Genomic DNA, 25,802 nt, shown 5'->3' with positions numbered 1-25,802 from the left:
GCGGTTGGTAAGGTAAACAGGTGGGGCAATCGAGTATACTCAAGCCGCTTATCCAGCAAGCAATATTTCCCCTTACCCAGGCCCTCCTTGCAGGAACTGATACGGAGCTGCGGTCAGGCACAAGAGTTAGGTTTTAGCACATTCAACCCCTTCTCCCTTTAGGAGAGGGATAGGGTGAGGGGCGTCATTGATTAATCTAGGAGTGCAGGTTTTTGCGGGTCAGGCGTTCATTAACGATTAAGCAGATGGCGGCGGTGTCTGGTGTGGCACTGGTGACGATCTGTATCTTCATCGTGATCCAGCTATTCCACTTTGTGCAGCAGCGCAGAGATGACTATGCCCAGCAGTTGGAGAATATGGCCCAGGCCGTGCGTCAGCCTCTGGCAGAAGCCGTGCTGCGCATGGATGTGCCGGAAACCAAACGTGTGCTCAACGCTCTGCAGCCTGTGGGGATCCTCACCCGAGCGGATATCGTCCTGCCGAACGAGTTTCAGGCTTTGCATGCCAATTTCCCGCCGGAACGCCCGGTCCCTGCGCTAGTAGCGCGTATCTTTGAGCTGCCGGTACAGATTTCGGTGCCGCTCTATTCGCTTGAACGGGTGCCTGCCAATCCTCAGCCGCTGGCCTATCTGGTGTTGCAGGCCGATTCGTACCGCATGTATCAGTTTATCCTCAGCACGCTATCGACCATGCTGTCGACCTATCTGCTGTTGGCGTTGATCCTGTCGATCGCCGTTAGCTGGTGCATGAACCGGCTGCTGGTTTATCCGTTGCGAGCCATGGCGCGTGAACTGGAAAATATCCCTCAGGAAGATCTCCCTTATCACCAACTGATGTTGCCTGCCCAGCATCAGGACGATGAATTAGGTTTGCTGGTGCGCAATTACAACCGCAACCAGCAAGCGCTGGCCAAGGCGCATACCGCCATGAACCGCCTGAGTACCCATAACGCGATAACCGAATTACCCAATCCGGTGTTGTTTGCCGCGCTGCTTGAACAGCATATTACTGCCAGTATGCGGCCACCGCGCTTTAATCTGCTGGTGGTGGGGATCGAAACCCTGCATGAAGCCTCCGGCGTGCTGAACCCGTCAATGCGTGAAGCGCTGTTGCTGACGCTGGCAAAAAAACTGCGTCAGGTTATCGGTGTGGACTGCGTGCTGGCGCAGCTGAGCAATGCCGAGTTTGCCATCCTGGCGAAAAATATCGAGCAGCCCATTCACGCCATGCAGTTGGCCAGAAGAGTGATGGCGGCCATCAATGCGCCGCTGAACCTGCAACAGAAGATGCCGCTGCGGCCAAGCGCCAGTATCGGTATTGCCCATTATCCCAATCCTGGGGAAAGTGCGGAGCAACTGCTGCGTAGCGCCACCTCGGCCATGATGTCGGCGCATCGTGAGGGTAAAAATCAAATTCTGTTCTTCGAGCCTTGCCTGACCGAAAAAACCCAAAAGCGTCTGACGCAGGAAAGTGAGATCCTGCTGGCCATTGAACAACGTCAGTTTGCACTGTTCCTGCAACCGCAGTGGGATATGCAAACCAATCAGGTGACCGGCGCAGAAGCCCTGCTGCGCTGGCAACTGCCCGATGGCCAGATTATCCTCCCGGCGGATGTGATCCCGCTGGCGGAGGAGTTGGGCGTGATAGTACCCCTAGGGAACTGGGTGCTGGAAGAGTCATGCCGTATTCTGGCCGCGTGGCAATCCCAGGGCATCACGTTGCCGTTGGCGGTAAATATTTCGCCGATCCAGCTGCAGCATAAAGACTTTGTGCCTCAGCTGAAACGGTTGCTGGACGAGCACCAGCTCGACCCGCATAAACTGCTGCTGGAAATCACCGAGACGGTGCGTATCCACGACCTTGATGGGGCGCTGGAATTGCTACGGGAATTGCATGATTTAGGCGTATCGATCGCCTTGGATGACTTTGGTATGGGCTATGCCAGCCTGAATTACCTCAATCGTCTCAAATCCCTGCCGATCGATCTGATTAAAATCGATAAAAGCTTTATTGATGGCCTGCCGGAGGACGATGCGATGGTGCGGATTGTCAGCTCGATTTCCGAGGTGCTTCATTTGCCGGTGATGGCGGAAGGGGTGGAAACGGCGGCGCAGCGAGACTGGTTGTTACAGCACGGCATTCGAACTGGCCAGGGTTTCCTGTTTGCCAAGCCCGTGCCCCGCAAAGAGTTTGAAGCGCAGTTTGCCTCTGTTACCAAGGCGTGAGCTGGTTTACCTGGCGCTGAGTTTTTATCCCCCGCCTGGTACTTTTCGGGCGGGAGTGTCCGCCTAATTTCCCAGTCAAAAAACCGTTTCAAGCGCTACCTATTCTGAGTTAATGCAAAGAAAAGCTTACGTAACGCAGGAACTTGCACACTGACTGACGCGTTTCAGCTCTTAAATTCACACCAATATGCCTGTACAACAGCAACAATTTATTTCCATGTTGTTATGGGGGTGTTATTTTCCGCGCAAGCGATAAACAGGACGGACGATTGATTGCCCGCCTGCCGCGTTGTCTCCCCCCAAAGGATGTGCTAATGAAAACAACTATATTTAAGAGCCTCTATTTTCAGGTGTTAACAGCGATTACGCTGGGGATCCTGCTTGGCCATTTCTACCCTGACCTTGGTGCCCAGATGAAACCCCTGGGTGATGGATTTGTTAAATTAATCAAAATGATTATCGCTCCGGTGATCTTCTGTACCGTGGTGACCGGCATCGCGGGCATGGAGAGCATGAAGGCCGTGGGCCGTACCGGGGCGATTGCCCTGCTGTACTTTGAAATCGTCAGTACCATTGCGTTGCTGATCGGCCTGGTGATCGTTAACGTGGTGCAACCCGGTGCCGGGATGAACGTCGATGCGGGAACGCTGGATGCCAAAGCGGTGGCAGTCTATGCCGAGCAGGCTTCGCAGCAGGGCATCGTGCCTTTCCTGTTGGATATTATCCCGGGTAGCGTGGTCGGAGCCTTTGCCAGCGGCAACATCTTGCAGGTGCTGCTGTTTGCGGTGCTGTTTGGTTTTGCCCTGCATCGCCTGGGTGAGAAAGGCCAGGTGATCTTTAACGTCATTGACAGCTTCTCCCGCGTCATTTTTGGCATCATCAATATGATCATGCGCCTGGCGCCGCTGGGTGCCTTTGGTGCCATGGCGTTCACTATCGGCAAATACGGTGTGGGTACGCTGTTGCAACTGGGCCAGCTGATTGTCTGCTTCTATATCACCTGCGTGCTGTTTGTGGTGGTAGTACTGGGTTCGATTGCCCGTTACAACGGTTTCAACATCTTCAAATTTATTCGCTATATCAAAGAAGAACTGCTGATCGTACTGGGTACTTCGTCTTCCGAATCGGTACTGCCACGCATGCTCGATAAAATGGAAAATCTGGGGTGCAAGAAATCGGTGGTTGGCCTGGTGATCCCGACGGGCTACTCGTTCAACCTTGACGGTACCTCGATCTATCTGACGATGGCGGCGGTATTTATCGCCCAGGCAACCAACACCCATATGGACATCATGCATCAGGTGACCCTGTTGGTGGTGCTGTTGCTCTCCTCGAAAGGGGCGGCAGGGGTGACCGGCAGTGGCTTTATCGTACTGGCAGCAACCATTTCGGCAGTAGGGCATTTACCACTGGCCGGTCTGGCGTTGATCCTCGGTATCGACCGCTTCATGTCCGAAGCCCGCGCCTTGACCAACCTGGTCGGTAACGGTGTGGCGACGGTAGTGGTGGCCAAATGGTGTAACCAACTGGACGAGAAGCAGCTGCAAGACGTGCTGAATAACAGAACAGATAAGGTTGTTACTGACAAAAAGCTGCCTTCTGCCTAAGTTTTTTCCTGCTTTCTACATCGGCTGCCATCGCAGCCGATGTCATTTTCCCTTGCTTCTTGTTCATTTTTTCTCCATAACACCCTACAGCTATTATTTTTCACTGTGATGAGTGACATCCGCCAAGGCGCGCGGTCTAACAGAATGGTACACTTTGTGCTTTCCGCCCTACGGTGAAACTCAGGGTGTGATCGTTGCTGTGCCACGCACAGTTCAGGCCGTACTCGTCAACATCGCGGCGGGACGATGCCTTATATTCCAATGAACGGAATATCCGTATTTGCATAAAAAATTGGCTAGTCATTAAGTAGGGGTTCACATGCAGGGCACCAGAATTCGTCTTTTAGTGGGTGGGCTGCTGTTGGTTGCGGCCAACGGCAGCGTGCACGCTGAAGCGCTACAACCTGATCCTGCCTGGCAGCAGGGGCAGCTGAATAACGGTTTTTCTTGGCAGATCCTTGATACACCACAGCGCCCGAGCGATCGCGTTGAGTTAAGGTTGATGGTCAATACCGGATCGCTGGTGGAGTCTGCCCAACAGATCGGTTTTGCCCATCTGCTGCCGCGTATTGCGATTACGCGCAGCGAGAGTTTTACCCAGCCGCAGCTACAGTCGCTGTGGCAACAGAGCGTGGACAGTGAACGGCCATTGCCGCCAGCCATCAGCTCTTATGATTTCACTATCTACAACCTGAGCCTGCCCAATAACCGCCCCGATCTGTTGAAAGAGGCGCTGGCCTGGCTGGCGGATACCACGGGTAAACTGGCTATTGATGAGCCAACGGTAGACGCGGTGATGAACGCCAAGATGGATCCTATCGGTATCTTCCCGCCGGATCCCAAAGACAGCTGGTGGCGTTATCGCCTGAAAGGCTCAACGCTGCTGGCACACGATCCGGGCCAACCGGTCAAACGGCCGGTCAATATCGAGCAACTGCAGAAATTTTACCAGCAGTGGTATACCCCGGACGCCATGACGTTGTACGTCGTGGGTAAAGTTGATAGCCGTAGCCTGAGTGAACAGATCAACAAGGCATTCTCGCCTCTCCAAGGCAAGCGTGAAGCGCCGGCAACCATGCCAACCCTGACTCCGCTTCCGCCGCAGCCTGTCAGTCTGATCAGCGATCAGGTGAAGCAGGATACGCTGTCGATCATGTGGGATACGCCATGGCATCCGATTCGCGATTCGCAAAGCCTGAGCCGTTACTGGCGCAGTGATATGGCCCGTGAAGCCCTGTTCTGGCACATTCAGCAGGTGCTGCAAAAGAGCGAGCAGAAAAACATCAAGCTGGGCTTTGACTGCCGGGTGCAGTATCAACGCGCCCAGTGTGCGATCCATCTGAACTCACCGAATGATAATCTGAACAGCGGCCTGGCCTTTATTGCTCGCGAATTGGCTAATGTGCGTAACAACGGCCTGTCTCAGGATGAGTTCAATGCCTTGCTGGCACAGAAAACCGATCAGTTGAGCAAACTGTTTGCTACCTATGCCCGCACCGACACCGACGTGCTGATGAGCCAGCGTCTGCGTTCACAACAAAGTGGCGTGGTAGATATCGCTCCGGAGCAATACCAGAAGCTGCGTCAGGCTTTCTTGTCGTCGCTGACGCTGGAATCGCTGAATCAGGAACTGAAGCTGCAACTGTCGCAGGATGCCACCTTGGTGCTGTTACAGCCGAAGGGGGAGCCGGAGATGAATATGAAGCAGCTACAGGAAACCTATAACGGCATCATGGCACCAGCACCAGCCGTGGTGAGCGAAGAGCCAAAACCGGCGGACGCGGCTACCGCAGCACCGGAAACCAGCACTCAGTAATCATTGCCCCTCACCCCAACCCTCTCCCACAGGGAGAGGGAGCTGGTCCGGTGTTGTGGTCATGTACTGTGATAGATCTGTTCCCGACACAAAGGGGATCTGATTTGGTGCTGTAGTCAGGTAATTTTCTTTAGCTGATAGTTAGCTCGATCGGTCCCCTCTCCCTGTGGGAGAGGGTTAGGGTGAGGGGCCTAGTTGCGATACAGTACCTTGATGATGTGATAGCCGAACTGGGTTTTCACCGGGCCATAGGGCTTGAGCAACGGGATGCTGAACACCGCCTTATCGAAGGCTGCGACCATAGTCCCCTTGTTGAACTCACCCAGGGAGCCGCCGTTGCGCTTGGACGGGCAGCTCGAGTATTTGCGCGCCAGCGTATCAAAGCTGACGCCGCGCTTGAGTTTGGCCAACAGCTCGTTGGCCAGTGTTTCGTTATCCACCAGAATGTGCAGGGCACTAGCGGTCTTTGCCATCTTGATTTCCAATTAGTCGTGTAGAATTTGCCGCCATTATACCTGTTAAATCTGAGCGGCGCTTTCTGCTACAATCCTTCTCCCCCGCACACCAATATTGAGCAATAAAGCGCCATGCGATTAAACCCCAGCCAACAACAAGCCGTCGAATTCGTTACCGGGCCTTGCCTGGTGCTGGCCGGTGCCGGTTCCGGCAAAACGCGTGTGATCACCAATAAAATTGCTCACCTGATCCACCAATGTGGCTATCAGGCCCGGCATATTGCCGCCGTAACCTTCACCAACAAAGCGGCGCGTGAGATGAAAGAGCGTGTGGCGCAAACCATGGGGCGCAAAGAGTCACGTGGCCTGATGATCTCCACCTTCCATACGCTGGGGCTGGAAGTGATCAAACGCGAATATGCCGCGTTGGGGATGAAGTCCAACTTCTCGCTGTTTGACGATCAAGACCAACTCGCGTTGTTGAAAGAACTGACTGAGAAGTGGCTGGAAAACGACAAGACTCTGGTAGCACAGCTGATCTCGACCATTTCCAACTGGAAGAACGATCTGGTGGATCCGCAGCGGGCAATGGGGCTGGCGCGCTCCGAGCGGGACAAACTGTTCGCCCACTGCTACGGGCTGTATCACGACCACATGAGGGCCTGTAACGTCCTGGATTTTGACGATCTGATCCTGCTGCCCACCTTGTTGCTACAGCGTAATGAGGAGGTGCGTGAGCGCTGGCAGAACCGTATCCGCTACCTGCTGGTGGATGAATATCAGGACACCAACACCAGCCAGTACGAACTGGTGAAACTGCTAGTGGGTAACCGCGCACGCTTTACCGTGGTGGGGGATGACGATCAGTCGATCTACTCCTGGCGTGGAGCACGTCCACAGAACCTGGTACTACTAAAGGAAGATTTCCCGGCGTTACAGGTGATCAAGCTGGAGCAGAACTACCGTTCCAGCGAACGTATTTTGAAGGCCGCCAATATCCTGATTGCCAACAACCCGCACGTCTTTGAAAAACGCCTGTTCTCCGAACTGGGTTACGGCGAAGAGTTGAAGGTGGTCACGGCCAACAATGAAGATCACGAGGCCGAGCGGGTGGTGGGGGAACTGATCGCCCATCACTTTGTGAAGAAAACCAACTACGGCGACTATGCGATCCTCTATCGCGGTAACCACCAGTCGCGGCTGTTTGAAAAAATGCTGATGCAGAACCGCATTCCGTACAAGATTTCTGGCGGCACGTCGTTCTTCTCGCGCCCGGAAATCAAGGATTTGCTGGCTTATCTGCGGGTTTTGACCAACCAGGATGACGACAGTGCCTTCCTGCGTATCGTCAATACGCCGAAGCGGGAAATCGGCCCGGCGACGCTGCAAAAGTTGGGGGAGTGGGCCAATCAGCGTAACAAGAGCCTGTTCCGCGCCAGCTTCGATCTTGGCCTGGGCCAGTATCTGACCGGCCGGGGGCTGGAGTCTTTGCAGCGTTTCACCCACTGGATGGAAGGGATCATCCAGATGGTGGAGCGTGAGCCGGTGGCAGCGGTGCGCGATCTGATCCGCGGCATCGATTATGAAAGCTGGTTGTTTGAAACCTCGCCCAGCCCGAAAGCGGCCGAAATGCGTATGAAAAACGTCAACACGCTGTTTGGCTGGATGACCGAGATGCTGGAAGGCAACGATCTGGACGAACCGATGACGCTGACCCAGGTGGTCACGCGCTTTACGTTGCGTGACATGATGGAGCGCGGCGAAAGTGATGAAGAGTTGGATCAGGTACAACTGATGACTCTGCATGCTTCCAAGGGATTGGAATTCCCCTATGTGTTCCTGGTGGGGATGGAAGAGGGGTTATTGCCGCATCAGAGCAGCATTGACGAGGATAATGTCGATGAAGAACGGCGTTTGGCCTATGTTGGGATCACTCGAGCCCAGAAAGAGCTGATTTTCACCCTGTGTCGCGAACGTCGCCAATACGGTGAGCTGGTGCGGCCGGAACCCAGCCGTTTCCTGTTGGAACTGCCGCAGGACGATCTGGCTTGGGAGACGGAACGCAAGGTGGTTAGTCCACAGGAGCGGATGGAGAAAGGCCAGAGCCATTTGGCCAGCGTGAAGGCGATGTTGGCCAAGGCCAAGGGCGGTAGCTGAGACTAGTTGCGAAGGCGTCTCAGACCGCTAACAAAAGCCTGCACTGGCTTCCTATATAGGGGCGCTGCATGTGCCCTTTTAAGACTGCTCTTCCAAAAACAGCGGCCAGTGGGCATAGCTCTGCCAGTGGCTTTCCTGATCCAACGCCTCTGCGCGCAGCGGATGTCGTTCTAACCAGCCGTGCGGCAAAATCACATGCAACTCTTCATCGTTGGCGCGCAGGCGTACTGCGGGCAGGGTATCGTCACGGCGGCGGCTGGCAAAGATGATGGCCAGACGTAACAGACGACACATGCGCTGTGCCACGCGGGGCGGCACGGCGTTTTGTTGGCTCAGCAGCGCCAGATCGAGGGCATTGCTTTGGTTTTGCAGCAGGGTGGCTAACAGTTTTTTCTGTGCCGGGGTGAAGCCGGGTAAATCAAGATGGCTGACCAGATAGGCGGCATGTTGAGGAGCCTGTTTGAAATCGACGCTCAGGCCGATTTCGTGGATCAGGCAGGCCGCATGCAGTAGCTCACGACATCGCGTGTCTAATTGCCATTCATTGGTGGTCTGCAAACAGAAGTTTGCGGCCAACTGGCTGACGCGTTCGGCCTGCTCGATATCCAGCAGGTAACGGCGTTGCAGATTGCGTAACGTGCGGCTGCGGATATCCTGCTCGACCGGCAGATGCAGCATGCCATACACCAGGCCTTCGCGCAGAGCGCCACCGGCCAGCGTCATGCTTTCGATGCCTAACTCCTGGAAAATGGCCAGCAGTATCGACAGGCCGCTTGGGAACACCAAGGCACGTTCCAACGTCAGCCCTTCGATTTCCAACTCTTCCAGTTTGCCACACTGAATGGCGCGTTGTTTCAACTGCCGCAGCTTGGGCAGGGTAATACGTTCATCCATCCCCTGCGCCACCATGATTTCCTGTAGCGCTTGCACGGTACCGGAGGCGCCGACGCAAATCTGCCAGCCATGTTGACGAAGTTGTGGGGCGATTGGCCGCACCATTTCACGCGCTGCCTGTTCGGCGGCTTCGAAGTTATCCCGCTCCAGATTGCGATCGCTGAAGAAGCGTTCGAGCCAGGTGACACAGCCCATCGAAAGGCTATACAGCTGCGCGGCCTGCGCCCCTGTACCTACGACCAACTCCGTGCTGCCACCCCCGATATCGACCACCAGACGCCGATCCGGGCCGCCTGTGGTGTGGGCAACGCCGTGGTAAATCAGGCGGGCTTCTTCTTCACCGCTGATGACCTGAACGGGGCAGCCAAGGATAGTTTCGGCGGTTTGCAGGAATTCGGCCGCGTTGTTGGCCAGGCGCAGCGTTGCGGTGGCGACGACCCGAATTTGATCGCGTGGGATATCCTGCAGGCGTTCCGAGAACAGCCGCAGGCATTGCCAGCCGCGCTGCATGGCTTCCTGTGACAGGTGATTGTGCTGATCCAGCCCGGCCGCCAGGCGCACTTTGCGCTTGATGCGAGCCAGCGTCTGGATACTGCCAGCCACCTCACGTACCACCAACATATGGAAACTGTTGGAACCCAGATCGATGGCGGCATAGAGGGTGCTGGAACCTGGCATAGTCGTCTATTAGCCCGAACGTTTACGGTTGTTACGTGGCGCACCACCACGACGTGGCGCGGAAGAGTTACGGCGTGGGCCGTTGTTGCCACGTGGGCGCACCAGGCGCTTCGGTGCAGGCAGATCGCTCAGCAGCGCATCGCTGTTGTACTTGCTCACAGGAATGCTGTGGCCCGTATAGGTTTCGATAGCTGGCAGGTTAAGCGCGTACTCTTCACAGGCCAGGCTGATGGAGTGACCGCTTTCGCCCGCGCGGCCAGTACGGCCAATGCGGTGCACGTAGTCTTCGCAGTCGTCCGGCAGATCGTAGTTGAAGACGTGAGTCACCAACGGGATATGCAGGCCGCGTGCGGCGACATCGGTGGCGACCAGGATATCCAGGTTACCCTTGGTGAAGTCGTCCAGAATACGCAGGCGTTTTTTCTGCGCCACGTCGCCGGTCAGCAAGCCTACGCGGTGACCGTCGGCAGCCAGATGGCCCCAGATGTCCTCACAGCGGTGCTTGGTGTTGGCGAAGATGATGCAGCGATCCGGCCACTCTTCCTCGATCAGCGTTTGCAGCAGGCGCATTTTTTCTTCGTTGGAAGGGTAGAACAGCTCTTCCTGAATGCGGTGGCCGGTTTTCTGTTCCGGTTCAACTTCCACATATTCGGCATTGTTCATCTGCTCAAAGGCCAGCTCGCGTACGCGATAGGACAGGGTGGCAGAGAACAGCATGTTCAGGCGTTGATCGACCGCAGGCATGCGGCGGAACAGCCAGCGGATATCTTTGATAAAGCCCAGGTCGTACATGCGGTCGGCTTCATCAAGCACCACAACCTGGATCGCACCCAGATCGATATAATTTTGTTTGGCGTAGTCGATTAAACGGCCGGTGGTCCCCACCAGAATATCTACGCCGCTTTCCAGCACTTTCAGCTGTTTGTCATAGCCATCGCCGCCGTAGGCCAGGCCAAGTTTCAACCCGGTAGACTGCGACAGAGCTTCTGCATCGGAATGGATCTGCACTGCCAGTTCACGCGTAGGCGCCATGATCAAGGCGCGCGGCTGGTTGGTCTGGCGACCTTCTTTCGCCGGGTGGGACAGCAAATAGTGAAAAGTAGACGCTAAAAATGCCAGCGTCTTTCCGGTACCGGTTTGCGCCTGACCTGCAACGTCGCGCCCACTGAGGGTGAGCGGCAATGCTAACGCCTGGATGGGCGTGCAGTTGTGAAACCCTTTTTTCTCAAGGGCTTCAAGGACTAACGGGTGCAGGGCGAAGTCGGAAAACTTCTGTTCGGTCAAGTGTGTTTTGCTCATAGTGTGGTAGAATATCAGCTAACTATTGCTTTACGAAAGCATATCCGTTGAAATAAAAGCGGTGAAATAAAATCACCTGAGTTGGTTTGATGCTACACCAACAAGGTAGACCTAATCCTGTGGAGTAGAACATGAGCGATAAAATTATTCACCTGACTGACGACAGCTTCGATTCCGATGTGCTGAAAGCCGAAGGGCCAATCCTGGTCGATTTCTGGGCTGAATGGTGTGGTCCGTGCAAGATGATTGCTCCGATCCTCGACGAGATTGCCGAAGAGTTCGCCGGCAAGTTGACCATTACCAAACTGAACATCGATCAAAACCCGGCTACCGCGCCTAAATACGGCATCCGCGGTATCCCGACGCTGTTGTTGTTCAAGAACGGTGAAGTGGCAGCGACCAAGGTCGGCGCGCTGTCCAAGGGCCAGCTCAAAGAGTTCCTGGACGCGAATCTGTAATTAGGGCGGGAAGCCCCGTGACGGGCGTCTGGAGGGGGATTTTCATTCACCGCTAGACGCCTGCCAAGAAGCGTGTTAAGTTTAACCATACTGCATTCTGAACTTGCCATAAGTATTAAATCTAAAGAGTCTGAATCTAAGCATTACTCTACGTTGAACCATCGGCACTAGCATTTTACTGTGAACCGAGCCCGTGTTTTGACGATCAAGCGGTTTTACAAAAAAATCAGTTTTAAGGCACCTTCGATCTTAAACCGTCAGCGTGTGCGCCCCAGCTAAGCCATTTCTTACTGCGGCGGCCCAGCAGCCCGGCGATCGAACGTCCAGTAACAGGCACGCATACCCTATGAATTTCACGTTGTAGCTTGAAAGGTTATGGGTATAACACGCTGCCATACCATTCACGATACTAGTTCGAGACACACCCCGAGTTTAAGAACCCCCACTATGAATCTTACCGAATTAAAGAATACGCCGGTTTCTGAGCTGATTACTCTCGGCGAAAATATGGGGCTGGAAAACCTGGCCCGCCTGCGCAAACAGGACATTATCTTCTCTATACTCAAGCAACATGCGAAAAGCGGAGAAGATATCTTCGGTGATGGCGTGCTGGAGATATTGCAGGATGGATTTGGTTTCCTCCGTTCCGGAGACAGTTCCTACCTCGCAGGCCCCGACGATATCTACGTTTCTCCCAGCCAAATCCGCCGCTTCAACCTCCGCACAGGTGACACCATTTCCGGTAAGATTCGTCCGCCAAAAGAAGGCGAGCGCTATTTTGCCCTGTTGAAAGTTAACGAAGTTAACTACGACAAACCGGAAAACGCCCGTAACAAGATCCTGTTCGAAAACCTGACGCCGCTGCACGCCAACTCACGTTTGCGTATGGAGCGCGGCAACGGCTCTACCGAAGATCTGACGGCTCGCGTACTGGATCTGGCAGCGCCAATCGGTCGTGGCCAGCGTGGCCTGATTGTGGCACCGCCGAAAGCCGGTAAAACCATGCTGCTGCAAAACATTGCGCAGAGCATCGCATACAACCATCCAGACTGCGTGCTGATGGTGCTGTTGATCGACGAACGTCCGGAAGAAGTGACCGAGATGCAACGTCTGGTAAAAGGCGAAGTCATCGCTTCTACCTTTGACGAACCCGCATCCCGCCACGTACAGGTTGCTGAAATGGTGATCGAGAAGGCCAAGCGCCTGGTCGAACACAAAAAAGACGTGATCATCCTGCTGGACTCCATCACCCGTCTGGCGCGTGCCTACAACACCGTAGTACCTGCCTCAGGCAAAGTGCTGACCGGTGGTGTGGATGCCAACGCCCTGCATCGTCCGAAGCGCTTCTTCGGTGCGGCTCGTAACGTTGAGGAAGGCGGCAGCCTGACCATCATCGCTACCGCACTGGTCGATACCGGTTCGAAGATGGACGAAGTGATCTACGAAGAGTTTAAAGGTACGGGTAACATGGAACTGCATCTGGCGCGTAAAATCGCCGAGAAGCGCGTGTTCCCAGCTATCGATTACAACCGTTCCGGTACGCGTAAAGAAGAGTTGCTCACCACCTCTGAAGAACTGCAGAAGATGTGGATCCTGCGCAAGATCATTCACCCAATGGGCGAGATCGATGCGATGGAGTTCCTCATTAACAAGTTGGCGATGACCAAAACCAACGACGAATTCTTCGACATGATGAAACGCTCATAAAGAAGTAAAATATTCGAGGAACGCCACGCCTAGTCGTGGCGTTTTTTGCTTTTGGCGGATACGATAAGTAACAGTAAAGGAAAGTAAGTTATTTTTGTGACTTATTGAGAACTTATCTTATTTACGCCTGTTTTTTGCGTTAATGCGTTGAAGCAAGACACGTTTTGGGCATTGATAAGTGTCTATGTCATAGGAAATGACTGAAAGGTCGCTTGGTCATGTGGCGCGGTTTTTTACCCATGTTAAGCTGCCTCATCTTCTTCAGAGATTTGTTAACCGTGAACTTACTCACCATGAGTACTGAAATTCTTTTTGTTTTTCTATTTTCTCTGGCTTTTATATTTGTTGCTCGCAAGGCAGCAAAACCTATTGGTTTGGTTGATAAGCCTAATTATCGCAAACGTCATCAGGGGCTGATCCCGCTGGTGGGTGGGATTTCTGTTTACGCTGGCATCTGCTTTGCCTTCCTGATCACCGACCAGACGATTGTGCACAGCAAACTCTATCTCACCTGCGCGGGTGTCCTGGTATTTGTCGGGGCGCTGGACGATCGCTTCGATATTAGCGTCAAGATCCGCGCCACCATTCAGGCGCTGGTCGGCATTGCCATGATGGTGTTTGCCGGTCTTTATCTGCGCAGCCTCGGCTATGTGTTTGGTGGCTGGGAAATGCAGTTGGGGCCGTTTGGCTATTTGGTGACGCTGTTTGCCGTTTGGGCGGCGATTAACGCCTTTAACATGGTCGACGGTATCGACGGCCTGCTCGGCGGTCTCTCTTGCGTCTCGTTCGGCGCGATGGGGATCCTGTTGTATCAAGGTGGCCATAGCGACCTTGCCTTCTGGTGCTTCGCCATGCTGGCGGCCATCGTTCCCTATATTCTGCTCAACCTCGGCATCCTTGGCCGTCGCTATAAAGTTTTTATGGGCGACGCCGGCAGTACGCTGATCGGTTTTACCGCCATCTGGCTGCTGGTGCAAAGCTCGCAAGGGCCAAATCATCCGATCAAGCCGGTCACCGCGCTGTGGATTATCGCCATCCCGCTGATGGATATGATTGCCATCATGTACCGCCGTCTGCGTAAGGGCATGAGCCCGTTCTCGCCAGACCGTCAACACATCCACCATTTGATTATGCGCGCGGGCTTTACGCCTCGTCAGGCTTTTGTGCTCATCACCTTGGCCGCAGCGCTGTTGGCGGCGATTGGCGTGATAGGCGAACGCCTGACTTTCATACCTGAATGGTTTATGTTGGCATTATTCTTGCTTGCATTCTTCTTCTATGGCTATTGCATTAAACGTGCATGGCGGGTCGCGCGCTATATCAAACGTCTCAAGCGCCGCCTGCGAAATGCAACGAACAATAAGCAAGTACCTTAACCTGAGGCTTTAGGGCAGTGATGAATCCTGAAACAACGTCTGACAAGAATACCCCGGTGGTCGATAACGAACTCGATATCCGCGGTCTATGCTGCACCCTGTGGCGCGGCAAAAAATGGATTATCGGTTTCGCGGTGTTGTTTGCTGCTGTCGCGCTGATCGTTTCCTACCTGGTGAAACAGGAGTGGAGCGCCACGGCGATCACCGATAAGCCAACGGTGAATGCGCTGGGGGGATATTACTCTCAGCAGCAGTTCCTGCGTAACCTGGATCAGCGCACGCTGCCTGCGGTTGCCAGCGATCAGCCAGGCATCGCCGATGAAGCCTATAATGAATTTATCATGCAGCTCGCCGCCTATGACACGCGTCGTGATTTCTGGCTGCAAAGCGATTACTACAAACAGCGCCAGGAAGGGGATGCCCGTGCCGATGCGGCGTTGCTTGATGACCTGATTAACAATATCCAGTTCACGCCGCGCGACGACAAAAAAGTGCTGAATGACAGCGTGAAACTGACCGCCGAAACTGCGCCAGACTCCAACCATCTGCTGCGTCAGTATGTTGCCTTTGCCAGCCACCGTGCGGCGCAGCATCTGAATGAAGAGATCCAGGGAGCCTGGGCGGCGCGTACCACCTCGATGAGTGCACAGGTCAAACGCCAGGAAGCGGTAGCCGATGCGGTGTATCAGCGTGAGCTCAAGACCGTGCAGCAGGCGCTGAAAATCGCCGAGCAGCAAGGGATTAGCCGTACGCAGACCGATACGCCAGCCGAACAGCTGCCAGACTCCGATCTGTTCCTGTTGGGCAAACCCATGCTGCAGGCGCGCCTGGAAGGTTTACAGGCTTCTGGCCCGGCTTACGATGTGAGTTACGATCAGAATCGGGCCATGCTGGCAACTTTGAACGTCGGCCCGACGTTGGATGCCAAATTCCAGACCTACCGCTATTTACGTACGCCGGAAGAGCCGGTGAAACGTGATAGCCCACGCCGGGTATTCTGGCTGATTATGTGGGGCGCAATCGGTGGCCTGATTGGTGCGGGCGTTGCCTTGGTACGCCGGCCGCGTAGTTAATCAATAATATAATAATTTCGCTGTTGGGCACTGAGTGCCCAACTTTGCAGGTTCGCCTGCACTTCACCGACCAAAAGAGATTCGCTGTGAAAGTGTTGACTGTTTTTGGCACCAGACCGGAAGCCATCAAAATGGCACCTCTGGTACATGCTCTGGCTCAGGATGATGCCTTTGAGTCAAGAGTCTGCGTTACGGCACAGCATCGCGAGATGCTGGATCAGGTACTGCGTTTGTTTGAAATCGTACCGGATTACGACCTGAATATTATGAAACCGGGCCAGGGGCTGAGTGAAATCACCTGCCGCATTCTGGAAGGGATCAAAGGCGTACTGGAGGACTTCAAGCCGGACGTGGTGTTGGTTCACGGTGACACGACGACCACCATGGCGACCAGCCTGGCGGCGTTTTATCAGCGTATCCCGGTGGGGCATGTGGAAGCGGGTCTGCGTACCGGTAATCTCTATTCTCCGTGGCCTGAAGAGGCCAACCGCAAATTGACGGGGCATTTGGCGATGTATCATTTCTCGCCAACCGAAAATTCACGTCAGAACCTGTTACGTGAATCGCTGCGGGACGACCATATTTTCGTCACGGGTAACACCGTGATCGATGCGTTGCTGTGGGTGCGCGACCGCATCATGCACAACCCAGAGCTGCGCAGCAGCCTTGACCAGCGTTATCCTTTCCTGGATGCCAACAAAAAGCTGATCCTGGTGACTGGGCACCGCCGCGAAAGCTTCGGCGGTGGGTTCGAGCGCATCTGTAGCGCCTTGGCCGAGATTGCCCGTCAGCATCCTGATGTGCAGGTGGTGTATCCAGTGCACCTCAATCCGAACGTCAGCGAGCCGGTTAACCGTATTTTGAAGGGGATCGATAACATCATTCTGATCGATCCGCAGGATTACCTGCCGTTTGTCTATCTGATGACGCGATCTTATCTGATCCTGACCGACTCGGGCGGCATTCAGGAAGAGGCGCCATCGCTGGGTAAACCGGTGTTGGTGATGCGTGATACCACCGAGCGGCCAGAAGCGGTAGATGCCGGCACGGTACAGCTGGTGGGAACGGACGTAGCTAAAATTGTTGATGCGGTAACCCGGTTATTGACAGACGAAGGCGAATACCACGCCATGAGCCGGGCGCATAACCCGTACGGTGACGGGCATGCCTGCCAACGTATCCTAGAAGCTTTAAAGAATCATCAGGTGACACTATGAGTTTTAACACTATTTCAGTTATTGGCCTGGGCTATATCGGTTTGCCAACGGCGGCGGCGTTTGCTTCCCGCAAGAAAAAAGTGGTGGGCGTAGATGTTAACCAGCACGCGGTAGATACCATTAACCGCGGTGCCATCCACATCGTCGAACCTGATTTGGATCGCGTGGTAAAAGAAGCGGTAGAAGGCGGTTATCTGCAGGCGGTAACTAAACCGCTGGCGGCCGATGCGTTCCTGATCGCCGTACCAACGCCGTTCAAAGGGGATCACGAACCCGATCTGGCCTATGTTGAAGCCGCTGCCAAGTCATTGGCACCGGTACTGAAAAAAGGCGACCTGGTGATCCTGGAGTCTACTTCACCGGTGGGCGCTACTGAGCAGATGGCACTGTGGCTGGCAGAGGCGCGTAGCGATCTGAGTTTCCCGCAGGATGCCGGTGAGCAGGCCGACGTGAACATTGCCTACTGCCCTGAGCGCGTGCTGCCTGGGCAGGTAATGGTTGAGCTGATCCAGAATGACCGCGTGATTGGCGGGATGACGCCAAAATGCTCCGAGCGCGCCAGCGCGCTGTACAAGATTTTCCTCGAAGGTGAGTGTGTGATCACCAACTCGCGCACCGCCGAGATGTGCAAACTGACGGAAAACAGCTTCCGCGACGTTAACATCGCGTTTGCCAACGAGCTTTCGCTGATCTGTGCCGAACAAGGCATTAACGTATGGGAACTGATACGCCTGGCCAACCGCCACCCGCGCGTCAACATTCTGCAGCCTGGCCCAGGCGTGGGCGGGCACTGTATCGCCGTTGATCCTTGGTTCATCGTGGCGCAGAACCCGCAACAGGCTCGTCTGATCCATACTGCACGCCTGGTTAACGACGGCAAACCGCTCTGGGTGGTCGATCAAGTCAAGGCAGCCGTGGCAGATTGCCTGGCGGCCACCAACAAGCGCGCTTCTGAAGTGAAAATTGCCTGCTTCGGTTTGGCGTTCAAACCCAATATCGACGACCTGCGTGAAAGCCCGGCGGTTGAAGTGGCTCACCTGATTGCCGATTGGCACGTGGGTGAAACCCTGGCGGTCGAGCCTAACGTTGAGCAACTGCCGAAGTCACTGGCGGGCCACGTTACGCTGAAAAAACTGCCTGAGGCCTTACAGCAGGCGGATGTGATCGTGATGCTGGTCGATCATAAAGAATTCAAGGCCATCAGGCCGGAAGAGATTAAGCAGTCCTGGATCGTGGACACCAAAGGAGTTTGGCGTTGAAACGTATTTTGGTCACCGGCGGGGCAGGATTTATCGGCTCTGCCGTAGTAAGACATATCATCGAGGGGACCCGCGACAGCGTGGTGGTGGTTGATAAGCTCACCTATGCCGGTAACCTGGAGTCGCTGGCGGGTGTGGCGGACAACGAGCGCTATGCTTTCGAGCAGGTAGATATCTGCGACCGTGCCGCACTGGACCGCGTATTTGCGCAGCACCAGCCGGATTTCGTGATGCACCTGGCGGCAGAAAGCCACGTTGACCGCTCGATCGACGGCCCGGCTGCCTTTATCGAAACCAACATAGTGGGCACTTACACCATGCTGGAGGCTGCCCGTCATTATTGGCAGGCGCTGGCGGCAGAGAAAAAGCAGGCTTTCCGCTTCCATCATATCTCTACCGATGAGGTGTACGGCGACCTGCACGGCACCGACGATCTGTTTACCGAAACTACGCCTTACGCGCCAAGCAGCCCGTATTCTGCCTCCAAGGCCTCGAGCGACCACTTGGTGCGCGCCTGGCTGCGTACCTACGGTTTCCCCACCGTCGTGACTAACTGCTCCAACAACTACGGCCCTTACCACTTCCCAGAGAAGCTGGTGCCGCTGGTGATCCTTAATGCCATCTCCGGCAAACCGCTGCCGGTCTACGGCGACGGGGCGCAGGTGCGTGACTGGCTGTTTGTGGAAGACCATGCGCGGGCGTTATATCAGGTGGTGACAGAAGGTGTGATTGGGGAAACCTATAACATCGGCGGCCACAACGAACGCAAAAATATCGAAGTGGTACAGACCATCTGCGATCTGCTGGAAGAGCTGGCACCGAACAAACCGCAGGGCGTGGCGAAATATCGCGATCTGATCACCTACGTTAAAGATCGCCCTGGTCACGATATGCGCTATGCCATCGACGCGGGCAAAATTGAACGTGAACTGGGTTGGCGCCCACAGGAAACTTTTGAAAGCGGCATCCGCAAGACGGTTTCCTGGTATCTGAACAATGAAACCTGGTGGCGCCGAGTGCAAGACGGGTCTTATGCCGGGGAACGTTTGGGCTTAAGCCAGTAATACCCTTCATCTTTCAGGCCACAGCGTTGTTGGTTGTGACTCGAAATCTATTGGGTATGTTTACTTAACGTATGGCAAAAAGAACTTTCGCGTAACGAAGGTGAGTCAGGAGTGACGATGAAAGGTATTATTCTAGCCGGCGGTTCGGGGACGCGTTTACACCCGATCACCCGCGGCGTCTCCAAGCAGTTGCTGCCTATTTACGATAAACCGATGATTTACTATCCGCTCTCGGTGCTGATGCTGGCCGGGATCCGCGATATTCTGATTATCTCTACGCCAGAAGATCTGCCCTCGTTTCGCCGTTTGCTGGGCAACGGTGAAGAGTTTGGCATCAACCTCAGCTACGCCGAACAACCGAGCCCGGACGGGTTGGCGCAGGCCTTCCTGATTGGCGAAGAGTTTATCGGCGGTGAGCCGTGCTGCCTGGTGCTGGGCGACAATATCTACTTCGGCCAGGGCTTCAGCCCGAAACTGAAAAGCGTGGTTCAGGGTCTGAAAGGTGCCACGGTATTTGGTTACCAGGTCATGGACCCAGAGCGCTTTGGCGTAGTGGAGTTCGACGATAACTTCCGCGCGCTGTCGATTGAAGAAAAGCCGCTGAAGCCAAAGTCCAATTGGGCAGTCACCGGCCTTTATTTCTATGACAACCAGGTGGTGGATTTCGCCAAGCAGGTGAAGCCTTCCGAACGTGGCGAGCTGGAGATCACCAGCATCAACCAGATGTATCTGGAACGTGGCGAATTGAGCGTCGAGCTGCTGGGGCGTGGTTTTGCCTGGCTCGATACTGGCACCCACGACAGCCTGATCGAAGCCAGTACCTTTGTGCAGACGGTAGAGAAACGCCAAGGGTTCAAGATTGCCTGTCTGGAAGAGATCGCCTGGCGTAACGGCTGGCTGGATGATGATGGCGTAAGACGCTCGGCGCAGGCGTTAGCCAAAACCGGCTATGGCAAATACTTACTGGATTTACTGCATGTCCGTCCACGCCAATATTGAGCCTTTGGGTTGGGAAAGCGAGTATTTCCAACTCTCTAGCGCCAAACTGCATTTTGACGATGCGGCTCCCGCGCTGACGGCAACTGAACTGGATGCGTTTGCGCTGGTTCAGGCCAAGATCCCGGCTCAGCGCCTGGACTTGGCCGATGGTTTGGCTGGCGTAGGGTTTCGGCTGGTAGAGGGCGAAGTGGACTTTGCCCTGGCAATTGGCACAGATTGTGCATTGAATTTACCGGCTATCCGCATCGCCCAGCCTGAAGATATTCCACTGTTGCGTTCGGTGGCGGCCAAGGTTTTTGCCGCCAGCCGTTTTCGCGCGCCTTGGTATCAGCCGCAGGACAGCGGGCGTTTTTACGCCACCTGGATTGAAAAAGCGGTGCTGGGGACGTTTGACCATCAGTGCCTGCTTGTGCTGGGCAGCGATGGGGAGCCAGAAGGGTTTGTCAGCCTGCGTGATATCGGCCAGCAAGAGGCGCGTATCGGCCTGCTGGCGGCATTCCCAGGTGTACAAGGTAAAGGGACCGGTTCTCGGCTGATGACTGCCGCGATCGCCTGGTGCCAGCAGCAACGGCTGCAGCGCCTGCGGATCGCGACTCAGATAAGTAATATTGCCGCGTTACGGCTCTATCAACGGCACGGTGCCACCCTAGAAAGCACCGCGTATTGGTTCTATAGAGGTTTACATGATCCCATTTAACGCTCCACCGGTTGTTGGCACGGAACTCGATTATATGCAGGCCGCGATGAGCAGCGGCAAACTCTGTGGTGACGGTGGTTTTACCCGTCGCTGCCAGCAGTGGATGGAACAGCATTTCGGCTGCCCGAAAGTGCTGCTGACGCCGTCTTGCACCGCGTCACTGGAAATGGCCGCCATCCTGCTGGATATCCAGCCGGGTGATGAAGTGATCATGCCGAGCTACACCTTCGTATCCACCGCTAACGCCTTTGTGCTGCGCGGGGCGGTGATGGTGTTTGTCGATCTGCGTCCAGACACCATGAACATCGATGAAACCAAGATTGAAGCGGCGATCACCGATAAAACCCGTGCCATCGTGCCGGTGCATTACGCTGGCGTGGCCTGCGAAATGGACACCATCATGGCGTTGGCGAAGAAGTACAACCTGATGGTGGTAGAAGATGCTGCGCAGGGCGTGATGTCGACCTATAAAGGCAAAGCCTTGGGGACCATCGGTCATATCGGCTGCTTCAGCTTCCATGAGACTAAAAACTACACCGCTGGCGGTGAAGGTGGCGCGACGCTGATTAACGACCCGGCCCTGATCGATCGTGCCGAAGTGATCCGTGAAAAAGGCACCAACCGCAGCCAGTTCTTCCGTGGTCAGGTGGACAAATATACCTGGCGCGATATTGGTTCCAGCTATCTGATGTCAGATCTGCAAGCCGCTTATCTGTGGGCGCAGTTGGAAGCCGCCGAGACGATCAACCAGCGCCGCCTGAAGCTGTGGCAGAACTATTACGATGCATTGAAACCGTTGGCGGCTGCGGGGCGTATCGCCTTGCCGGTCATTCCGGCCAACTGCGTGCATAACGCCCATATGTTCTACATCAAGCTGAAAGACGTGCAGGATCGCACCGCGTTTATCGACTACCTGAAAGAAGCCGAAATCATGTCGGTGTTCCATTACATCCCACTGCACGCCTGCCCGGCGGGTGAGAAGTTTGGCCGTTTCTCCGGCGAGGACCGCTTCACCACCAAAGAGAGCGAGCGCCTGGTGCGTCTGCCGCTGTTCTTTAACATGTCAGACGTCAATCAACGTACGGTGATCAATACCATCCTGAGCTTCCTCGCCTGATATGTCGCTGGCAAAAGCATCGATTTGGACCGCAGGCTCCACGCTGATCAAGATCGGCGTGGGGTTGCTGGTGGTAAAAATGTTGGCGGTGGCCTTCGGCCCCAGCGGTGTTGGGCAGGCGGGTAACTTCCGCCAGTTGATCACCGTGCTGGGCGTGCTGTCGGGTGCCGGGATTTTTAACGGTATCACCAAGTATGTGGCGGAATACCATCAGGATCCGCAGCGGTTGCGGATGGCGGTGGGTACCGCATCCAGCATTGTGCTGGGTTTCTCAACCCTGCTGGCGCTGGTGTTCCTGTTTGCTGCCGAGCCGATCAGCCGTGGGCTGTTTGGCCATGGTGACTATGTGAACGTGGTGCGGGCGGTGGCGTTTATCCAGATGGGGATTGCCTACGCCAACCTGTTCCTGGCGATCCTCAAAGGTTATCGCGATGCGATGGGTAACGCGCTGGCGGTGATCGCTGGCAGCCTGATCGGTGTGGTTGCCTTTACGCTATGCTTTAAGCTGGGCGGCTATGAAGGCGCGTTGGCCGGGCTGGCTCTGGTTCCTGCCCTGGTGGTGTTGCCTGCCGGTTTCATGCTGTGGCGGCGCAAGGCGCTGCCGCTGCGCTATCTGGCGCTGGCCTGGGATAAGGCGCTGGCCAGCCATCTCGGTAAGTTTACCCTGATGGCGCTCATCACCTCCGTGACCTTGCCGGTCGCCTATGTAATGATGCGTAACCTGTTGGCGGAACATTACGGCTGGGACGAAGTGGGGATCTGGCAAGGGGTGAGCAGTATCTCCGATGCCTACCTGCAGTTTATTACCGCTTCTTTCACCGTTTACCTGCTGCCAACGTTGTCGCGCCTGCAAGAGAAAAGCGCTATTTCGCGGGAGATCGTGCGCTCGCTGAAGTTTGTGCTGCCTGCGGTCGCCGCTGCCAGCTTTACCGTCTGGCTGCTGCGTGACTTCGCCATCTGGCTGCTGTTCTCAGAGAAATTCGTTGCCATGCGCGATCTGTTTGCCTGGCAACTGGTGGGGGACGTGCTGAAAGTCGGGGCCTACGTCTTTGGTTACCTGGTGATCGCCAAGGCGTCGCTACGTTTTTACATTCTGACAGAGGTCAGCCAGTTTGCCTTGCTGACGCTGTTCTCGCACTGGCTGATCCCACTGCACGGCGCATTAGGGGCAGCACAGGCCTATATGGCAACCTACATCGTGTATTTTGCGCTCTGTAGCTGCGTATTTATTCTTTATCGTAGACGAGTATGACCATACTAATCCACGTACTGGGATCTGATATCCCGCATCATAATCAGACGGTGTTGCGCTTCTTTAATGACGTGCTGGCCGAACGCTTGCCCGCAGAACAAGTGTGTCACTTCATGGTGGCAGCCAAAGACGTGGCCGCGTTGGGCCACTTTCCCAAACTGACCATCGAGGCTTTCCCCGGCAAAAAGAGCCTGGCAGAGGCAGTGATTGCCCGTGCCAAGGCCAACCGTGACAACCGCCTGTTCCTGCATGGCCAGTTTAACGCGACGCTGTGGCTGGCCTTGCTGAGCGGTAAAATCAAGCCGCGCCAGGTGAGCTGGCATATCTGGGGGGCCGATCTGTATGAAAACGCCACCAGTTGGAAATACCGCCTGTTCTACGTGCTGCGCCGCATTGCCCAAGGGCGGGTGGGCCACGTGTTTGCTACCCGAGGCGACCTGATCCACTACCAGCAGCGGCACGCGCGCGTTCCGGCCTCGCTGCTGTATTTCCCGACGCGGATGGACCCAGCGTTGACAGGCATCGAAGTCGAAAAGAACCTGGCCGGGCCGATGACCATCCTGGTGGGCAACTCCGGTGATACCACCAACCGCCATATCGAGGCGTTACAGGCTATCCATCAGCAATTTGGTGACAAGGTGCGGGTGATTTTGCCGATGGGCTATCCGGCCAATAACGATGCCTATATTGCCCAGGTGCGTGCGGCGGGCCTGAAGCTGTTCTCCGAGCAGAACCTGCAACTGCTGACCCAGCAGGTGGCGTTTGACGATTATCTCAATATCCTGCGTGAATGCGATCTCGGCTACTTTATTTTCGACCGTCAGCAGGGGATCGGTACGCTGTGCCTGTTGATCCAGTTTGGCGTGCCTTTTGTCCTGAGCCGCAAGAACCCGTTCTGGCAGGACCTGGCCGAGCAGCATCTGCCGGTGCTGTTCTATGGCGATTCTCTGGATGAAGCCGTGGTGCGCGAATCACAGCGCCAGCTGGCAACGCTGGATAAGCGATCCATTGCCTTTTTCAATCCGAACTACGTGGATGGCTGGCAGCAGGCATTGGCGCTGGCGGCGGGGGAAAACCCATGACGCTGGCACAGTTTGGCGGGCTGTTTGTCGTCTATCTGATCGGGGCGCTGTTTGTGCTCACCCTGACCTATCAGGAGTTTCGGCGCGTCCGCTTCAACTTTAACGTCTTCTTTTCCTTGCTCTATCTGCTGACGTTTTACTTTGGCTTCCCGCTGACCTGCTTACTGGTGTTCCAGTTTGACGTGGCCGTGGTGCCGGTAGAGTTCCTGCTGTACGCCATTCTCTCCGCCACCGCCTTCTACGCCATTTACTACGTCAGCTACAAGACGCGGTTGCGTAAACGCACTGGTCAGCCGCATAAGCCGGTGTTCACCATGAACCGGGTTGAGACGCATATCACCTGGATATTGCTGGCGCTGGTGGCGATCGGCACCGTGGGCATCTTCTTTATGCAGAACGGCTTCCTGCTGTTCAAGCTCAACTCCTACAGCCAAATCTTCTCCAGCGATGTGTCAGGGGTGGCGCTCAAGCGCTTCTTCTACTTCTTCATCCCGGCGATGCTGGTGGTCTATTTCCTGAAGCAGGATCTGCGCGCCTGGTTCTTCTTCCTGGCGGCCACGGTGGCGTTTGGCATTCTGACCTACGTGATCGTGGGCGGTACCCGTGCCAACATCATCATCGCGTTCGCTCTATTCCTGTTTATTGGCATTGTGCGCGGCTGGATCTCGCTGTGGATGCTGGTAGCCGCCGGGGTGTTTGGCATTGTCGGCATGTTCTGGCTGGCGTTAAAACGCTATAGCCTGGATGTCAGCGGCCCGGAAGCGTTCTACACTTTCCTGTATCTGACGCGTGATACCTTCTCGCCGTGGGAGAACCTGGGGCTGCTGCTGCAAAATTACGACAAGATCGATTTCCAGGGGCTGGCCCCGATCGTGCGTGATTTCTATGTCTTTATCCCTGCCTGGTTGTGGCCGGGACGGCCTGATCTGGTGCTGAATACCGCCAACTACTTTACCTGGGAAGTGCTGGACAACCATTCCGGGCTGGCGATTTCCCCGACGCTGATTGGTTCGCTGGTGGTGATGGGGGGGGTGCTGTTTATCCCGCTGGGCGCCATTGTGGTGGGCCTGATCATCAAGTGGTTCGACTGGCTGTATGAACTGGGCAAAAGCGAGCAGAACCGCTTTAAGGCGGCGATTTTGCAAGGGTTCTGTTTTGGCGCGGTGTTTAATATCATCGTGCTGGCGCGTGAGGGGGTAGATTCCTTTGTCTCACGCGTGGTGTTCTTCTGCATCATTTTTGGTGCCTGCCTGGTATTGGCAAAATTACTGTACTGGCTGTTTGATGCTGCCGGGCTTATCAAGACTCGAATTATGCGCAAGCGCGCGTTGGCTCCCGTGGCCAACTCTCTTGTGCCAAGGTAATAGTGA

The 25,802-nt window shown here is 55.3% G+C and carries 20 protein-coding genes; 17 read left to right on the top strand and 3 right to left on the bottom strand.

Annotated features, from left to right (window positions below):
• Positions 1–212: 212 nt before the first annotated feature.
• From hmsP to JHD74_RS02530, 3 genes are all read left to right on the top strand, one after another.
• Positions 213–2,225 (top strand): biofilm formation regulator HmsP, encoded by a 2,013-nt coding sequence (gene hmsP / locus JHD74_RS02540; protein WP_199061537.1) that lies wholly within the window; start codon positions 213–215, stop codon positions 2,223–2,225.
• A 314-nt stretch (positions 2,226–2,539) separates the two neighbouring features.
• Positions 2,540–3,832 carry a dicarboxylate/amino acid:cation symporter gene (locus JHD74_RS02535; RefSeq protein WP_024527797.1) on the top strand — a complete coding sequence of 431 codons (1,293 nt, stop codon included), beginning with the start codon at positions 2,540–2,542 and terminating at the stop codon, positions 3,830–3,832.
• Between the two features lie 319 nt (positions 3,833–4,151).
• A complete protein-coding gene (locus JHD74_RS02530) occupies positions 4,152–5,648 on the top strand; it encodes a pitrilysin family protein (RefSeq protein WP_024527798.1) in 1,497 nt (498 codons plus the stop codon).
• A gap of 191 nt (positions 5,649–5,839) precedes the next feature.
• Here JHD74_RS02530 and ppiC read toward each other — a convergent pair whose 3' ends face one another.
• Entirely contained in the window at positions 5,840–6,121 is a 282-nt protein-coding gene (gene ppiC, locus JHD74_RS02525; RefSeq protein WP_021181563.1) for a peptidylprolyl isomerase PpiC, read from the bottom strand.
• A gap of 114 nt (positions 6,122–6,235) precedes the next feature.
• Here ppiC and rep point away from each other — a divergent pair, with 114 nt between their 5' ends.
• Positions 6,236–8,260, top strand: coding sequence for a DNA helicase Rep (gene rep / locus JHD74_RS02520; RefSeq protein ID WP_024527799.1), 2,025 nt, complete (start codon positions 6,236–6,238; stop codon positions 8,258–8,260).
• 78 nt (positions 8,261–8,338) lie between these two features.
• On the opposite strand, the gene ppx is transcribed toward rep, so the two are convergent.
• Complete coding sequence (gene ppx / locus JHD74_RS02515; protein WP_065684894.1) at positions 8,339–9,832, bottom strand: exopolyphosphatase; 1,494 nt, start codon at positions 9,830–9,832, stop codon at positions 8,339–8,341.
• 9 nt (positions 9,833–9,841) lie between these two features.
• Complete coding sequence (gene rhlB / locus JHD74_RS02510) at positions 9,842–11,131, bottom strand: ATP-dependent RNA helicase RhlB (RefSeq protein ID WP_024484189.1); 1,290 nt, start codon at positions 11,129–11,131, stop codon at positions 9,842–9,844.
• Between the two features lie 131 nt (positions 11,132–11,262).
• Here rhlB and trxA point away from each other — a divergent pair, with 131 nt between their 5' ends.
• The 13 genes from trxA (at position 11,263) to wzyE (ending at position 25,796) form a co-directional block, all read left to right on the top strand.
• The gene (gene trxA / locus JHD74_RS02505) at positions 11,263–11,589 is read left to right on the top strand and encodes a thioredoxin TrxA (RefSeq protein WP_024484188.1); all 327 of its coding nucleotides are present in this window, start codon (positions 11,263–11,265) and stop codon (positions 11,587–11,589) included.
• 447 nt (positions 11,590–12,036) lie between these two features.
• Positions 12,037–13,296, top strand: coding sequence for a transcription termination factor Rho (rho, locus tag JHD74_RS02500; protein ID WP_021181558.1), 1,260 nt, complete (start codon positions 12,037–12,039; stop codon positions 13,294–13,296).
• A gap of 278 nt (positions 13,297–13,574) precedes the next feature.
• Positions 13,575–14,672, top strand: a complete 1,098-nt coding sequence (wecA, locus tag JHD74_RS02495; RefSeq protein ID WP_024527801.1) for a UDP-N-acetylglucosamine--undecaprenyl-phosphate N-acetylglucosaminephosphotransferase — start codon at positions 13,575–13,577, stop codon at positions 14,670–14,672.
• A 20-nt stretch (positions 14,673–14,692) separates the two neighbouring features.
• Positions 14,693–15,745: an ECA polysaccharide chain length modulation protein gene (gene wzzE / locus JHD74_RS02490; protein ID WP_021181556.1), complete on the top strand. Its 1,053-nt coding sequence runs from the start codon at positions 14,693–14,695 to the stop codon at positions 15,743–15,745.
• Between the two features lie 86 nt (positions 15,746–15,831).
• A complete protein-coding gene (wecB, locus tag JHD74_RS02485) occupies positions 15,832–16,962 on the top strand; it encodes a non-hydrolyzing UDP-N-acetylglucosamine 2-epimerase (RefSeq protein WP_024527803.1) in 1,131 nt (376 codons plus the stop codon).
• Positions 16,959–18,221 (top strand): UDP-N-acetyl-D-mannosamine dehydrogenase, encoded by a 1,263-nt coding sequence (gene wecC, locus JHD74_RS02480; protein ID WP_024484184.1) that lies wholly within the window; start codon positions 16,959–16,961, stop codon positions 18,219–18,221. The genes wecB and wecC overlap by 4 nt, the downstream gene beginning before the upstream one ends.
• A complete protein-coding gene (rffG, locus tag JHD74_RS02475) occupies positions 18,218–19,285 on the top strand; it encodes a dTDP-glucose 4,6-dehydratase (RefSeq protein WP_199061530.1) in 1,068 nt (355 codons plus the stop codon). The genes wecC and rffG overlap by 4 nt, the downstream gene beginning before the upstream one ends.
• 117 nt (positions 19,286–19,402) lie before the next feature.
• Positions 19,403–20,284 carry a glucose-1-phosphate thymidylyltransferase RfbA gene (rfbA, locus tag JHD74_RS02470; protein ID WP_024527805.1) on the top strand — a complete coding sequence of 294 codons (882 nt, stop codon included), beginning with the start codon at positions 19,403–19,405 and terminating at the stop codon, positions 20,282–20,284.
• The gene (gene rffC, locus JHD74_RS02465) at positions 20,262–20,981 is read left to right on the top strand and encodes a dTDP-4-amino-4,6-dideoxy-D-galactose acyltransferase (RefSeq protein WP_065684893.1); all 720 of its coding nucleotides are present in this window, start codon (positions 20,262–20,264) and stop codon (positions 20,979–20,981) included. Before rfbA ends, rffC begins: the two co-directional genes overlap by 23 nt.
• The gene (gene rffA, locus JHD74_RS02460) at positions 20,968–22,098 is read left to right on the top strand and encodes a dTDP-4-amino-4,6-dideoxygalactose transaminase (protein ID WP_024484180.1); all 1,131 of its coding nucleotides are present in this window, start codon (positions 20,968–20,970) and stop codon (positions 22,096–22,098) included. Before rffC ends, rffA begins: the two co-directional genes overlap by 14 nt.
• A gap of 1 nt (position 22,099) precedes the next feature.
• Positions 22,100–23,350, top strand: coding sequence for a lipid III flippase WzxE (wzxE, locus tag JHD74_RS02455; protein ID WP_059199111.1), 1,251 nt, complete (start codon positions 22,100–22,102; stop codon positions 23,348–23,350).
• Positions 23,347–24,432: a TDP-N-acetylfucosamine:lipid II N-acetylfucosaminyltransferase gene (locus JHD74_RS02450; protein ID WP_074030090.1), complete on the top strand. Its 1,086-nt coding sequence runs from the start codon at positions 23,347–23,349 to the stop codon at positions 24,430–24,432. The genes wzxE and JHD74_RS02450 overlap by 4 nt, the downstream gene beginning before the upstream one ends.
• Positions 24,429–25,796, top strand: coding sequence for an ECA oligosaccharide polymerase (wzyE, locus tag JHD74_RS02445; RefSeq protein ID WP_024527809.1), 1,368 nt, complete (start codon positions 24,429–24,431; stop codon positions 25,794–25,796). Before JHD74_RS02450 ends, wzyE begins: the two co-directional genes overlap by 4 nt.
• Positions 25,797–25,802 lie beyond the last annotated feature (6 nt).

This window comes from Serratia sp. ASV30 (assembly GCF_016428815.1).
Classification (GTDB): Bacteria; Pseudomonadota; Gammaproteobacteria; order Enterobacterales; family Enterobacteriaceae; genus Chania; species Chania fonticola_C.
Note: the sequence above shows the minus strand (reverse complement) of the source record. Positions and strands in the feature narration are given on the sequence as shown.

Bases quoted from the DNA above. Each gene is read 5' to 3' on its own strand.
- JHD74_RS02535 (WP_024527797.1), top strand. From the start codon at position 2,540: ATGAAAACAACTATATTTAAGAGCCTCTATTTTCAGGTGTTAACAGCG.
- JHD74_RS02530 (WP_024527798.1), top strand. From the start codon at position 4,152: ATGCAGGGCACCAGAATTCGTCTTTTAGTGGGTGGGCTGCTGTTGGTT.
- ppiC (WP_021181563.1), bottom strand. From the start codon at position 6,121: ATGGCAAAGACCGCTAGTGCCCTGCACATTCTGGTGGATAACGAAACA.
- rep (WP_024527799.1), top strand. From the start codon at position 6,236: ATGCGATTAAACCCCAGCCAACAACAAGCCGTCGAATTCGTTACCGGG.
- ppx (WP_065684894.1), bottom strand. From the start codon at position 9,832: ATGCCAGGTTCCAGCACCCTCTATGCCGCCATCGATCTGGGTTCCAAC.
- rhlB (WP_024484189.1), bottom strand. From the start codon at position 11,131: ATGAGCAAAACACACTTGACCGAACAGAAGTTTTCCGACTTCGCCCTG.
- trxA (WP_024484188.1), top strand. From the start codon at position 11,263: ATGAGCGATAAAATTATTCACCTGACTGACGACAGCTTCGATTCCGAT.
- rho (WP_021181558.1), top strand. From the start codon at position 12,037: ATGAATCTTACCGAATTAAAGAATACGCCGGTTTCTGAGCTGATTACT.
- wzzE (WP_021181556.1), top strand. From the start codon at position 14,693: ATGAATCCTGAAACAACGTCTGACAAGAATACCCCGGTGGTCGATAAC.
- wecC (WP_024484184.1), top strand. From the start codon at position 16,959: ATGAGTTTTAACACTATTTCAGTTATTGGCCTGGGCTATATCGGTTTG.
- rfbA (WP_024527805.1), top strand. From the start codon at position 19,403: ATGAAAGGTATTATTCTAGCCGGCGGTTCGGGGACGCGTTTACACCCG.
- rffC (WP_065684893.1), top strand. From the start codon at position 20,262: ATGTCCGTCCACGCCAATATTGAGCCTTTGGGTTGGGAAAGCGAGTAT.
- rffA (WP_024484180.1), top strand. From the start codon at position 20,968: ATGATCCCATTTAACGCTCCACCGGTTGTTGGCACGGAACTCGATTAT.
- wzxE (WP_059199111.1), top strand. From the start codon at position 22,100: ATGTCGCTGGCAAAAGCATCGATTTGGACCGCAGGCTCCACGCTGATC.
- JHD74_RS02450 (WP_074030090.1), top strand. From the start codon at position 23,347: ATGACCATACTAATCCACGTACTGGGATCTGATATCCCGCATCATAAT.
- wzyE (WP_024527809.1), top strand. From the start codon at position 24,429: ATGACGCTGGCACAGTTTGGCGGGCTGTTTGTCGTCTATCTGATCGGG.